Annotated in this window: 10 protein-coding genes; 3 read left to right on the top strand and 7 right to left on the bottom strand. The window is 61.9% G+C overall.

Annotated elements, in window-relative coordinates; genetic code table 11:
* The 7 genes from QN219_RS07790 to QN219_RS07760 form a co-directional block, all read right to left on the bottom strand.
* Positions 1-1,485, bottom strand: coding sequence for a mannitol dehydrogenase family protein (locus tag QN219_RS07790; RefSeq protein WP_283999032.1), 1,485 nt, complete (start codon positions 1,483-1,485; stop codon positions 1-3).
* A gap of 39 nt (positions 1,486-1,524) precedes the next feature.
* Positions 1,525-2,298, bottom strand: coding sequence for an L-iditol 2-dehydrogenase (locus QN219_RS07785; protein WP_283999031.1), 774 nt, complete (start codon positions 2,296-2,298; stop codon positions 1,525-1,527).
* Entirely contained in the window at positions 2,295-3,296 is a 1,002-nt protein-coding gene (locus tag QN219_RS07780; RefSeq protein ID WP_283999030.1) for an ABC transporter ATP-binding protein, read from the bottom strand. Before QN219_RS07780 ends, QN219_RS07785 begins: the two co-directional genes overlap by 4 nt.
* A 10-nt stretch (positions 3,297-3,306) precedes the next feature.
* Positions 3,307-4,137, bottom strand: a complete 831-nt coding sequence (locus QN219_RS07775) for a carbohydrate ABC transporter permease (protein WP_283999029.1) — start codon at positions 4,135-4,137, stop codon at positions 3,307-3,309.
* Between the two features lie 3 nt (positions 4,138-4,140).
* Positions 4,141-5,013: a sugar ABC transporter permease gene (locus QN219_RS07770; RefSeq protein ID WP_283999028.1), complete on the bottom strand. Its 873-nt coding sequence runs from the start codon at positions 5,011-5,013 to the stop codon at positions 4,141-4,143.
* Positions 5,014-5,210: 197 nt separating this feature from the next.
* Entirely contained in the window at positions 5,211-6,521 is a 1,311-nt protein-coding gene (locus QN219_RS07765; protein ID WP_283999027.1) for a sugar ABC transporter substrate-binding protein, read from the bottom strand.
* Positions 6,522-6,760: 239 nt separating this feature from the next.
* Positions 6,761-7,714, bottom strand: coding sequence for a sugar-binding transcriptional regulator (locus QN219_RS07760; protein WP_283999026.1), 954 nt, complete (start codon positions 7,712-7,714; stop codon positions 6,761-6,763).
* 296 nt (positions 7,715-8,010) lie between these two features.
* On the opposite strand from QN219_RS07760, the gene QN219_RS07755 reads away from it, so the two are divergent.
* The 3 genes from QN219_RS07755 to QN219_RS07745 all read left to right on the top strand — a co-directional run bounded on the left by QN219_RS07755 (position 8,011) and on the right by QN219_RS07745 (position 12,832).
* Complete coding sequence (locus QN219_RS07755) at positions 8,011-9,372, top strand: NAD(P)-dependent oxidoreductase (RefSeq protein ID WP_283999025.1); 1,362 nt, start codon at positions 8,011-8,013, stop codon at positions 9,370-9,372.
* Between the two features lie 30 nt (positions 9,373-9,402).
* A complete protein-coding gene (gene preA, locus QN219_RS07750) occupies positions 9,403-10,716 on the top strand; it encodes an NAD-dependent dihydropyrimidine dehydrogenase subunit PreA (RefSeq protein WP_283999023.1) in 1,314 nt (437 codons plus the stop codon).
* A 439-nt stretch (positions 10,717-11,155) separates the two neighbouring features.
* Entirely contained in the window at positions 11,156-12,832 is a 1,677-nt protein-coding gene (locus QN219_RS07745) for an adenylate/guanylate cyclase domain-containing protein (RefSeq protein WP_283999022.1), read from the top strand.
* Positions 12,833-12,902 lie beyond the last annotated feature (70 nt).

Raw genomic sequence — 12,902 nt, 5'->3', positions numbered from 1 at the left:
CTATTCCCCGAGTTTGCCATCCAGATAGAGCTGGAGCGTTGCGCGTGTGCCCTTTTCCCAGAGTGTTTTCAATGCATGTCCGAAGCGCCGCCGGAAAAGGTCGGATCGGGCGACATCGCCGAAGATGTCGGAGAGCCCAAGAAAGGCCATCGGATCGTCCTTGGCCGCAAGGGCGGCGGCCTGCAGCCGGTCGGCGCTCTCATCGTTGAAGACGATATCCTTGCCGCTGTCTGATTTGCCGGCGAAGTAGCGGCACCAGAAGGCGGACACGAGCGAAAGACCCACGACGTCCTCGCCGCGGCGGAGCCGGTCGGCCGTCGAAGGCAGGATGAATTTCGGCTGGCGGTTCGAACCGTCCTGAGCCAGTCGCGGGATCGTGTCGCCGATCTTCGGATTGGCGAAGCGGGTTTCGATCAGCTTGTAGTAATCCTTGAGATCCGTGTCCGGAACCGGCGGAATGACCGGGATGATCTCGTCGTGCTCGAGTTTTGAGAGAAAGGCGCGGATCAGCGGCTCCTCCATCGCCTCGTGGACGAAATGGATGTCGAGCAGCGCGGCCGGATAGGCGATCGCCGCATGGCCGCCGTTCAGAATGCGGATCTTCATATGCTCATAAGGCGCGACGTCCGGCACGAACTGCACGCCCACCTTTTCCAATGCGGGGCGGCCTTGCGGGAAACGATCCTCCAGCACCCATTGCTTGAATTCTTCGCAAAAGACCGGCCATGCATCGTCGATGCCGTAGTCCGAAGCGACGATACCGATTTCCCGGGAACCAGTCGCCGGCGTGATGCGGTCGACCATGCCATTCGGAAATGCGACATTGGAGTCGATCCAATCCGCGAATGCGGGATCCGAAAGGCGCGCGAGGCCGGAAACGGCAGCATGCGTCACCTCGCCATTGCCTGGGATATTGTCGCAGGACATGACGGTGAAGGGCGGTATGCCCCTGGCTCTACGCTCGGCGAGGCCTGCCAGAATGAAACCGAAGACCGTTTTCGGCGAGGTTGGATTGCGCGCGTCCTCGACGATGGCCGGGTGGGCCGGATTGAAAACGCCCGACGCCGGATCGATGAAATAGCCGCCTTCGGTGATCGTCAGCGACACGATGCGAATGAACGGGCTTGCAAGTTGCGCCACGATGGCCGGCGTATCACCGGGCTTCAGATAGGCGATCATCGCGCCGGTGACATGCGCGCCGGTGCGGTTGTTGTCCTGTTCCACCACCGTCGTCAGGAAATCCTGCGCTTCGAGCTTGGCCCGCATCACCTCGTCCGACGGCAACACCCCTGCCCCGATGATCGCCCAGTCATGGTCGAGCCCCAGGTTGAAGAGATCGTCGAGATAAACGGCCTGGTGCGCGCGGTGAAAGTTGCCGACACCGAAATGGACGATGCCGGCCCGGAGATCGTGCCGATCATACTTCGGAACGCCAGCCTTGGCCTTGACGGCATCGAGTGTGGCGAGGGAGAGTTTGGTCGTCATCCTATCGTTCCTTTCGAGAACCCGTCCTGCGACGAAGCCTCAGCTCATCCAGTTGCCGCCATCGACGTTGTAGGTCTGTGCGACGATGTAGTCGGCTTCCGGCGAGGCGAGGAAAATCGCCATGCCGGTGAGATCTTCGGCTGTGCCCATCCGTCCGTAAGGGACGTCTTCGCCGACCAGCCGCTTTTTTTCGCCGAGCGGACGGTTCTCGTACTTGGCAAAGAGCGCGTCGACGCCCTCCCAGTGCTCGCCGTCGACGACGCCCGGGGCAATGGCGTTCACATTGATGCGGTGCTTGATGAGATCGAGTCCGGCCGATTGCGTGAGACTGATGATGGCAGCCTTGGTCGCGCAATAGACCGCCACCAGCGCCTCGCCGCGGCGGCCCGCCTGGCTCGCCATGTTGATGATCTTACCGCCGCGCCCCTGCGCAATCATCTGCCTGGCGGCCGCCTGCAGCGTGAAGAGCGTGCCGGCAACATTGATGGAGAATAGCTTTTCGTAACTTTCTCTGGTGATCTCGACGACCGGCGCCAGATCGAAGAGGGCGGCATTGTTGATCAGGATATCGAGACCGCCGGCGCGCTCGACAACCGCGGCGATCGCTGCATCGATCGACTCCTGTCGGGTCACATCCATTTCGACGGCGTAGGCTGCCGGTCCGATTTCCGCGGCCGTCTGCTTCGCCCGGTCGATATTGATGTCGGCAATCGCGACCGTCGCGCCCTCACGCACATAGGCCTCTGCGAAGGCGCGGCCGATTCCCCGCGCGGACCCGGTGATCAGCGCGCTTTTCCCTTCGAGACGTTTCATCGAATTGCCAATCCCTTTTCGTCAAACTTGTGCAGGCGCTGGACGTCCGGCGTCAGGAAGACCTGGTCGCCATGTGTCACGGCGAAATCGCCGCTGACGCGCGCCGTCAATGTGCCGATGCTGTCGGCGTTCACGTGCAGGAAGGTGTCGGAGCCGAGATGTTCGGCCACACCAACCGTTCCCCTCCACGTTCCCTGGTCCTTCGAAAGCACCAGATGTTCTGGGCGGATGCCGATCGTATGGGCCTGATAGGTGGCCGCCGGCGCCCCCGAAATAAAATTCATCTTCGGCGAGCCGATAAAGCCCGCGACGAAGAGATTGTCCGGCTTGTGATAAAGGTCGAGCGGCGAGCCCACCTGCTCGATCCGTCCGCGGTTGAGCACGACGATCTTGTCGGCCATTGTCATGGCTTCCACCTGATCGTGGGTGACATAGACCATCGTCGTCTTCAGCTGCTGGTGAAGCTGACTGATCTCGAGCCGCATGTTGACACGCAGCGCCGCATCGAGGTTCGAAAGCGGCTCGTCGAACAGGAAGGCTTCCGGCTGACGGACAATGGCGCGGCCGATCGCGACGCGCTGGCGCTGGCCGCCGGAAAGCTGGCGGGGTTTGCGGTCGAGATAGTCGGTGAGGTTCAGCACCCGGGCGGCGTCAGCCACCTTCTTGTCGATGACGGCCTTGTCCTCGCCCGCCATCTTCAAGGGAAAGGCGATGTTGGAGCGCACGCTCATATGCGGATAAAGCGCATAGGACTGGAACACCATCGAGAGGCCGCGCCTTGCCGGCGGCAGGTCGGTCGCCTTCTTGCCGTCGATGACGATCTCGCCGTCGCTGACATCTTCCAGCCCCGCGATCAATCGCAGCAGCGTGGACTTGCCGCAGCCGGACGGCCCGACGAAGACGACGAATTCGCCGTCATTGATGTCGAGGTCGATCGAAGGAATGACGGCGTGGGCGCCGAAGACTTTCGATACGTTCTTGAGTGTGATGCTTCCCATGGTCGTATCCTTATTTGACCGCGCCGAAGGTCAGGCCGCGTACAAGCTGCTTCTGCGAGAACCAGCCGAGAATGAGGATGGGGGCGATCGCCATCGTGGAGGCGGCCGAGAGCTTCGCGTAGAAAAGGCCTTCCGGGCTCGAATAGGAGGCGATGAAGGCGGTCAGCGGTGCCGCTTTCGCCGCGCTCAGGTTCAGGGTCCAGAACGCCTCGTTCCAGGCGAGAATGATGTTGAGGAGCAGCGTCGAGGCAATGCCGGGGATCGCCATCGGCGTCAGCACGTAGATGATCTCCTTGGAGAGCGAGGCGCCATCCATGCGTGCCGCTTCGAGAATCTCGCCGGGGATTTCCTTGAAATAGGTGTAGAGCATCCAGATGATGATCGGCAGGTTGATCAGCGTCAGGACGATCACCAGGCCGGTGCGCGTGTCGAGAAGCCCCGTGTTGCGGAACATCAGATACATCGGCACCAGCACGCCGACGGGCGGCATCATCTTGGTGGAAAGCATCCACATCAGCACGTCCTTGGTCCGCTTCGTCGGCGCGAAGGCCATGGCCCAGGCCGACGGAATGGCGATGACGAGGCCGAGCAGCGTCGAGCCGAAAGACACGACGACCGAATTCATGAAGTGCTTGAAATAGTCCGAGCGGCTTTGCACCTCATGGTAGTTTTCCGTCGTCCAATCGAAGAAGAGGAGCGACGGAGGCGAGGCGATCGCCTGCGCTTCGGTCTTGAAGCTCGTCAGGAACGTCCAGAGGATCGGGAAGAAGATCAGGATGCCGACCGTCCAGGCGACGACCGTGACAACCAGCTTGCGTCGGGTCGAAACATTGCGTGCCATGGCTCAAGCCTCCAATGTCTTGCCGATCATGCGCATCAGGAAGAATGCGACGATATTGGCGAGGATGACCGCGATTATGCCGCCGGCGGAAGCGCCGCCCACGTCGAACTGCAGGAGAGCCTGCGCATAGACGAGGAAGGTGAGATTCGTGCTTTGCGTACCGGGGCCGCCATTGGTGGTGACGAGGATCTCGGCGAAGACCGAGAGCAGGAAGATCGTCTGGATCAGGATCACAACGGTGATCGCACGAGAAAGATGCGGCAGCACCAGATAGAAGAAGCGGCTCCAGGCGCCTGCGCCATCCATCTGCGCGGCCTCCTTCTGCTCCTCGTCGAGCGACTGCAACGCCGTCAGAAGAATGAGAGTCGCGAAGGGCAGCCATTGCCAGGCGACGATGATGATGATCGAGACAAGCGGCGCATTTGCGAGAAAGTCATAGGGCTGAAGGCCCACGAGCTTGGCGACCCAGGCAAAGAGCCCGTTCACCGGATTCATGAACATGTTTTTCCAGACCAGCGCCGCAACGGTCGGCATGATCAGGAAGGGCGCGATCACCAGGATGCGCACGATCCCCTGCCCGAACATCGGCTGGTCGAGAAGAAGCGCGAGGGCGATGCCGCCGACCACCGTGATGAACAACACGCCGAGGACGATGGCGAGCGTATTGAAGATCGCCTGGAAGAAGGCCGGGTCGGTCAGGAAATAAGTGTAGTTGGAGAGGCCGGCGAACTCTTCCATTCCCGGCATCAGCAGATTGTAGCGCAGAAGCGAGAAATAGATGGTCATGGCCAACGGAACGATCATCCAGGCCAAAAGCAAAAGCACCGAAGGCGCGATCATCAGCCGCGCGGCGGAGCGGGTGTGCAAGGTCGCCATGGCGTTCCCCTGTGATTGTCAACGCTGTTCCATGAAAGGGCTTGCGCGGTTTGCCGCGCATGCCGGACGCGCCCGCTGTCGATCCAAAAAGACAGAGCGGGAAGCGGGCGGACGAACCGCCTGACGCTTTCCCCTCCCGCCCTGGGAGTTGCCGGGACACCAGCCGTTTCCGGCCAGCGCCCCGGCCCTTGGGAGCCCTACTTGATGTAGCCTGCCTTGGTCATTTCGCGGGTCGTCAGTTGCTGCGCGCTCGCAAGCGCCTGATCGACGCTCATCTGACCGGCAAGTGCGGCCGAGAACTGCTGGCCGACAGCCGTACCCAGTCCTTGGAATTCCGGAATCGCCACGAACTGCACGCCGACATAAGGCACCGGCTTGACCGCCGGGTTCTTCGGGTCGGCCGCGTTGATCGAGTCGAGCGTCATCTTCGCAAACGGCGCCGCCTTCTGGTATTCCGGGTTCTCATAGAGAGAGGTGCGGGTGCCGGGAGGCACGTTTGCCCAGCCTTCCTTCTCGGCAACGAGCTTCAGATAGTCCTTGCCGGTCGCCCAAGCGATGAACTTCTGCGCCGCGTCCGCCTTTTGCGTGCCCGCCGGCACAGCGAGGTTCCAGGCCCAGAGCCAGTTGCCGCGCTTGCCGAGCCCGGTGTCGGGCGCAAGCGCGAAGCCGACCTTGTCGGCAACCGTCGATTCCTTCGGGTTGGTCACGAAGGAAGCGGCAACCGTCGCGTCGATCCACATGCCGCACTTGCCGGTCTGGAAGAGCGACAGGTTTTCGTTGAAGCCGTTCGAGGAGGCACCGGGCGGGCCTGCGTCATTCATCAGCTTGACGTAGAAGTCGAGTGCGTTCTTCCATTCCGGCTGGTCGAACTGCGGCGTCCATTTCTCGTCGAACCAGCGCGCACCGAAGGCATTCGCGGTCGCCGTCAGGAAGGCCATGTTCTCGCCCCAGCCTGCCTTTCCGCGCAGGCAGATGCCGTAGATTTCATTGTCCTTGTCGGTGATCTTGCGGGCCGCTTCGGCAATGAAATCCCAGGTCGGTGCGTCCGGCATAGTTAGGCCGGCCTTCTCGAACAGGTCCTTGCGGTACATCACCATCGAGCTTTCGCCGTAGAAGGGCGCGGCATAGAGCTTGCCGTCGATCGTCAGTCCGCTGCGGATCGCCGGCAGCAGGTCATCGACGTCGTAGTCGGCGCCAAGATTGTCGAGCGGCAGCAGCCAGCCCTGCTTGGCCCAGATCGGCACTTCATACGTGCCGATCGTCATGATGTCGTACTGCCCGCCCTTCGTGGCGATATCCGTCGTCACGCGCTGGCGCAGCACGTTTTCCTCGAGCGTTACCCACTCGAGCTGAATATCCGGATTTTTAGAGGTGAAATCATCCGTCAGCTTCTGCATCCGGATCATGTCGCCGTTGTTCACGGTCGCGATGGTCAGGGTTTCTGCTTGGGCCAGACCCGCCAAAGCGACTGCCGAGCATGTGCCCAGCAGGAAAGTTCTCAAGTTCATCGACTTCCTCCCAGAAGAAAATGAGCATTTGCCTTGCTCATGGGCAATTACTCACCCGTTGACGCAAAATGTCAATGCGCATTCGTTGCTGCGACGCACGCGAAATTCTAATGAGCTGTTTTAGCTATGGATTTTTTATCGAGCGGGTGTCCGAACGCCAGCCGCGACGGCGCCGCCGCGCCGTTCTAAAAACGTCGAGCGCGCCCGGGCAGGTTTCGAACGAGTCGATCTCGACCGATTCAAGCGCCGAGCAGAAAGTCGGCAGTGGTTTCGTCGGTGATAAGGCCATTGATGATGCGGCCCTTGAGCGCCGCGCGGAGCGCCTGGTATTTGCGCTTGCCTTTGGCAATACCGATGACCGACGCGCGCTCGCGCGGCGGCAGCGGAATGGAGGCGACGCGCTCGTTGATGCTGCCGGCGAGCAGTTCGCCCTGGTGGTCGAACATCCAGCCGCAGATCTCGCCTGCGGCACCGGCTGCCATCAGCCGCGCCATTTCCTCGCGCGCCAGAAAGCCGTCCTCGCAGAGCGGTGCGTCCGGCCCGAGTTCGCCTACGCCGACGAAGGCGGCATTGGCCTCCGCGCCGAGCTTGAGTGCGAGTTTCACCAGGCTCTGCTTGTGAAGAACCTCCCGCTCCTCGGCCGACGAGACGAGAACCGGCAGGGGCATGGGAAAATGGCGCGCCTTGATGGTATCCGCCATGCTGAAGATGACGTTGTAATAGGCGGCGGAGCCATCGAGCCTGATATTGCCGGTCAGCGAGACAATGCGATGCTGCGGGCACTCCATCGAGGGCAGCTGGTCGATGGTTGCCTTCAGCGTCCGCCCCGTCCCGATCGCCAGAACCACCGGGTCCGTCGATTTCAGCCAGCGCTCGATCTCCACCGCGCCGGCCTCGGCGATGCCGACGGTCATCGAGTTCGAGCCCGGATCGCTCGGTACTACATCGACGTGCTTCAGCTCGTATTTTTCCTTGAGCCGGGCGGCCGCCTCCAGACAGGCGGCAATCGGATGATCGAGCCGCACCTTGATTAGCCGCTCGGCCATGGCGAGGGAGACGAGGCGCTGCGCCGATTGCCGCGAAATGCCCATGATCGACGCGATCTCGTCCTGCGTCCGACCGGCGACATAGTATAGCCAGCCAGCCCGGGCAGCATCGTCCAGCCTGTTATTGGTCTCCGGCCTGCGCGCCATGCGGTTGACTCCTTCCCCTTCGATTTGCTGCCACTATTTGCCCTACCCTGTCAAACAAACGTGGAGGTCGACTGCAGCGCCGTGCATTTTTCAGACGCACAAAGGTCGCTGTAGCGCTTTGAATTGCTGCGTATTTCGCCGATCGACTCAGATTTAGGGCAACACGCAGCAAGATGCGCGAAGACAAAGCCTCAATTCTCAAGGCGTTCGGAATTCCCGAACTAAACTTTTACCGTTTGATAAAAAAATAAAGCGTGTTACCGTTCTCTCATCCTGAGAAACATTGGGAGCAAAAAATGGGAACGACGCAATCTGGGATCCTTGGCGGCCGACTGCCGCTTAAGGAATACGAAGACAATTTCTCCGACCTTCATCCACCGCTCGACAAACACGAGGCTCTGGTCGCTTCCGACCGCTGCTACTTCTGTCATGATGCGCCGTGCATGACGGCCTGTCCCACCTCGATCGACATCCCGATGTTCATCCGGCAGATTGCAACAGGGAATCCGATCGGCTCGGCGAAAACGATTTTCGACCAGAACATTCTCGGCGGCATGTGCGCCCGCGTCTGTCCCACCGAAACGCTCTGCGAGCAGGCCTGCGTGCGCAACACGGCCGAGGAGCGGCCGGTCGAGATCGGCAGGCTGCAGCGTTACGCGACCGACATCGCGATGAAGGAGAACAAGCAATTCTATGCCCGCTCCGCCTCGACCGGTCGCAAGGTCGCCGTGGTCGGTGCCGGCCCCGCGGGGCTTGCCTGCGCACATCGGCTTGCGGTCAAAGGCCATGACGTCGTCATCTATGATGCCCGCGAGAAATCCGGCGGCCTCAATGAATATGGTATCGCCGCCTATAAGTCGGTGGACGACTTCGCCCAGAAGGAGGTCGATTACGTCCTTTCGATCGGCGGCATCGAGGTGCGTCACGGACAGGCGCTCGGCCGCGACTTCTCGCTGACTGACCTGACGGAGCAATATGATGCCGTCTTCCTCGGCCTCGGGCTCACCGGTGTCAATGCGCTCAGGATCGAAGGCGAGAATGCCGAGGGCGTCGAAGACGCCGTCGACTTCATTGCAGCCTTGCGCCAGTCGAAGACCAAGGCCGACATCCCGGTCGGCCGCCGGGTCGTGGTGCTCGGCGGCGGCATGACCGCCATCGATGCGGCCGTCCAGGCAAAGCTGCTCGGGGCCGAAGAAGTGACGATCTGCTATCGCCGCGGAAAGGAGCAGATGAATGCTTCCGAGTTCGAGCAGGATCTCGCGTCGTCCAAGGGCGTCACCATCCGCCACTGGCTGCAGCCGAAGCGCATCGCGCTGAAGGACGGCAGGGTCGCCGGCATCGAGCTCGAGTACACCACGCTCGACAACGGCAAGCTGACGACAACAGGGGAAACGGGTATCATCGCAGCCGACCAGATTTTCAAGGCCATCGGCCAGACGTTCGAAGCCTCTGGCCTCGGCGCACTTCAGCTGGAGGGCGGACGCATCATCATCGATGCGGAAGGCCGCACGTCGCTCGCCAGTGTCTGGGCGGGCGGCGACTGCGTGCTTGGCGGGGAGGACCTCACCGTTTCCGCCGTCGCCATGGGGCGTGATGCCGCCGAATCGATCGACAAGGCTTTCGCCGCGGCTCAGCCGCTGGCGAGTGCCGTCGCGTGAAGAGCGGAACAGGATCGAGAGGACGAAACAATGGCTGATCTTCGCAACAATTTTGTCGGCATCAAATCCCCGAACCCGTTCTGGCTCGCTTCGGCGCCGCCGACGGACAAGGCCTATAACGTCGAACGCGCCTTCAAGGCCGGCTGGGGCGGCGTCGTCTGGAAGACACTCGGAGAGGAAGGACCGCCGGTCGTCAACGTCAACGGACCGCGCTACGGCGCAATCTGGGGCGCAGACCGGCGCCTGCTCGGATTGAACAATATCGAGCTCATCACCGACCGCGACCTTTATGTGAACCTGCGCGAGATGAAGCAGGTGAAGATGAACTGGCCGGACCGGGCGCTCATCGCCTCGATAATGGTGCCGTGCGAGGAAAATGCCTGGAAGGCGATCCTGCCGCTCGTCGAGGAAACCGGCGCCGACGGCATCGAACTCAACTTCGGCTGTCCGCACGGCATGTCCGAACGCGGCATGGGATCGGCAGTCGGCCAGGTGCCGGAATATATCGAGATGGTCGTGCGCTGGTGCAAACAGTACACGCGCATGCCGGTGATCACCAAGCTGACGCCGAACATCACCGACATCCGCAAGCCTGCCCGCGCCGCCAACGCGGGCGGGACCGACGCCGTCTCGCTGATCAACACGATCAACTCGATCACCTCGGTCAATCTCGACACGTTCTCACCGGAGCCCTCGATCGACGGCCGGGGCAGCCACGGCGGCTATTGCGGCCCGGCGGTCAAGCCGATTGCGCTCAACATGGTGGCCGAGATTGCCCGCGATCCGGAAACCCGCGGGCTCCCGATCTCCGGCATCGGCGGCATCACCACCTGGCGCGACGCGGCCGAATTCCTGGCGCTCGGCGCCGGCAATGTGCAGGTCTGCACGGCGGCGATGACCTACGGCTTCAAGATCGTCCAGGAAATGATCTCCGGCCTTTCCGACTGGATGGACGCCAAAGGCCACCGCACGCTCGACGATATCTGCGGCCGCGCCGTGCCCAACGTCACGGACTGGCAGTATCTCAACCTCAACTACGTCGCCAAGGCGAAGATCGACCAGGACGCCTGCATCAAATGCGGCCGCTGTCACATCGCCTGCGAGGACACCTCGCACCAGGCGATCACCCAGTTCGTCAACGGCGTGCGTCATTTCGAGGTGATCGAGGAGGAATGCGTCGGCTGCAATCTCTGCGTCAACGTCTGTCCGGTCGACAACTGCATCACCATGGAACCGCTCGCAGCGGGCACGCTTGACAAGCGTACCGGCAAGCCGGTCGACCCGAACTACGCCAACTGGACGACGCATCCGAACAATCCGATGGCCCGCCAGGCCGCCGAGTGACGGAACGCCGATAAACCGGAAGGCCGCCGGGAGAGACCCCGGCGGCCTTCGCATTTGCGTGCGCTGGAACTCGATCAATACCGTTGTCGATCTCGCCATCTGCAACGGTTCAGCGGACAGCGATCCAGACCTCATAGCGCGCACGGTCGCCGACCGACGCATGACGGTCTACGCGGCACCCGCCTATCGCGCATGCGCGGTCTGGCCGTAAACAAAACTTATACCGACAAAGCTCCGGGTGGTGATCGACAAACGCGCCGAGCGGTTGCCGCCCATCGCGGAATCCGGACGCGGTCGAGTAATGGCCCAACCACGGGCACGAGTCACGAAAACGAAACGGTTTGTGTCGAAAACGCAAGTTGTCGGCACTGGCGATCTGGTTAATAAGGGACGTAATCAGCAATAGCCGGCCGCAGCCGGCAGACATCGGGCAGAGTGCTTGACGATCTTTTCCACCAGTGCACGCAAGAAGACACACCTGATCTCCGGGGCCGTGCTCGGCACATTCATCCTCTGCCATTTCTTCAATCATTCGCTCGGCCTCATCTCCATCAACGCCATGGAAGCTGGAAGGCGGACGTTCAACCTCCTTTGGCACAGCGTGCCCGGAACGATACTGCTCTACGGCGCGCTGCTCCTGCATTTCATGATGGCGCTCGACAGCCTCTACCGGCGCCAGACGCTCAGAATGCCCGCCCGTGAAGCGTTGAAGATTGTCTTCGGCCTCAGTCTGCCCTTCGTGCTGATGGCGCATGTGGTCGCCACCCGTGTGGAACCCATCTTCTCCGGGGTAGAAGCCACTTATCCCGAAATCCTTCGAACGCTTTGGTCGAGTTCCATCAACACCACCCGGCAAACGGCGGCGCTTCTCCTTGCCTGGGGCCACGGATGTCTCGGCGCCTGGTTCTGGATGCGCGGCCGCCCCTGGTTTCCCCGTTATGAAATCCTGCTCTATACGATTGCCCTGCTCGTCCCGATCTTTGCGCTGCTCGGCTTCATCAACGGTGCGCGGTCGCTTGAGCGCGACTATGCCGAACATGGCGGTTATGGTGACAAGGCTTATGTGAGCGAGGCGAAACTGCGGGTCGATCCGGCCCTGATGGAAAACATCCGCCTGGCGCTCTACGCCGGTTTCGGCGGTTTGATCGCCGGCACATTCGCCCTTCGCGCCCTGCCCGCGCGCGGTCGCATTCGCGTCCGCTATCCCGACGGCCGTGTCGCGGCAGTCAGTCTTGGTTTCAGCGTTCTCGAGGCGAGCCGTGCTGCGGGAATTCCCCATGTCTCCGTCTGCGGTGGACGTGGCCGCTGCTCGACGTGCAGGGTTCGCGTCATCCAGGGCCTGGATGGCCAGCCGGCACCGGAGGCCGCGGAACTGGCGACGTTGACCCGGATCGGCGCGCCCGACAATGTGCGGCTCGCTTGCCAGTTCCGCCCGGTTCACAGCGTGACCGTCGTCCCCATTCTCGACACCGACAGCCTGGGAATAAAGAAGCAGCTCGCCCAGCAGAACGGCGAGGGCCGCGAGCGCCGGATCGCCGTACTCTTCTGCGATCTGCGTGACTTTACCCGCATCGCCGAGCACAGGCTGCCTTTCGATACGGTGTTCCTGCTCAACCGCTACTTCGAAATGGTCGGCGAGGCCGTCGAAAGCTCCGGCGGCGTGATCGACAAGTTCATCGGCGACGGCGCGTTTGCGATCTTTGGGTTGAAGAGCCCATTCCAGGAAGCATGCCTTCAATCGCTTGCGGCCGCAGTGCGATTGTCCAACGGGGTTCGAGCGCTCAATCAGACATTCCAAGGTGAGCTCGAGCAACCGCTGCGACTGGCGATCGGCCTGCACGCCGGCGCGGCAATCATCGGCGAGATGGGCTATGGCCGGGCGACCTCGCTGACGGCGGTCGGCGATACGATCAACACCGCAAGCCGGCTCGAGGGTCTGGCGAAAGAGCATGATGCCGAACTCGCGGTTTCGGTGGAACTCGTCCGTCGCGCCGGCCTCGATCTCGAGGGCAACATGCGGCTCGATATCGGCCTACGCGGCCGTCAGGCGAAGCTCGAAACCTGGATCATTGGCGATGCAGCGCAGATTTCCGAAGTGCTGCCGGCGCCGGGTTGAGCGGCGAGGAGCTACCGCATCTGATTGACCCCGCTCCCGCGCGGGGAGAGCGTGCGGCATGCGGAAGAGG

Source organism: Sinorhizobium sp. 8-89 (assembly GCF_030124325.1).
Taxonomy (GTDB): Bacteria; Pseudomonadota; Alphaproteobacteria; order Rhizobiales; family Rhizobiaceae; genus Sinorhizobium.
Note: the sequence above shows the minus strand (reverse complement) of the source record. Positions and strands in the feature narration are given on the sequence as shown.

Excerpts from the sequence above, each read along its gene's own strand:
- QN219_RS07790 (WP_283999032.1), bottom strand. The coding sequence starts at position 1,485 with ATGACGACCAAACTCTCCCTCGCCACACTCGATGCCGTCAAGGCCAAG.
- QN219_RS07780 (WP_283999030.1), bottom strand. The coding sequence starts at position 3,296 with ATGGGAAGCATCACACTCAAGAACGTATCGAAAGTCTTCGGCGCCCAC.
- QN219_RS07765 (WP_283999027.1), bottom strand. The coding sequence starts at position 6,521 with ATGAACTTGAGAACTTTCCTGCTGGGCACATGCTCGGCAGTCGCTTTG.
- preA (WP_283999023.1), top strand. The coding sequence starts at position 9,403 with ATGGCTGATCTTCGCAACAATTTTGTCGGCATCAAATCCCCGAACCCG.
- QN219_RS07770 (WP_283999028.1), bottom strand. The coding sequence starts at position 5,013 with ATGGCGACCTTGCACACCCGCTCCGCCGCGCGGCTGATGATCGCGCCT.
- QN219_RS07785 (WP_283999031.1), bottom strand. The coding sequence starts at position 2,298 with ATGAAACGTCTCGAAGGGAAAAGCGCGCTGATCACCGGGTCCGCGCGG.
- QN219_RS07755 (WP_283999025.1), top strand. The coding sequence starts at position 8,011 with ATGGGAACGACGCAATCTGGGATCCTTGGCGGCCGACTGCCGCTTAAG.
- QN219_RS07775 (WP_283999029.1), bottom strand. The coding sequence starts at position 4,137 with ATGGCACGCAATGTTTCGACCCGACGCAAGCTGGTTGTCACGGTCGTC.
- QN219_RS07760 (WP_283999026.1), bottom strand. The coding sequence starts at position 7,714 with ATGGCGCGCAGGCCGGAGACCAATAACAGGCTGGACGATGCTGCCCGG.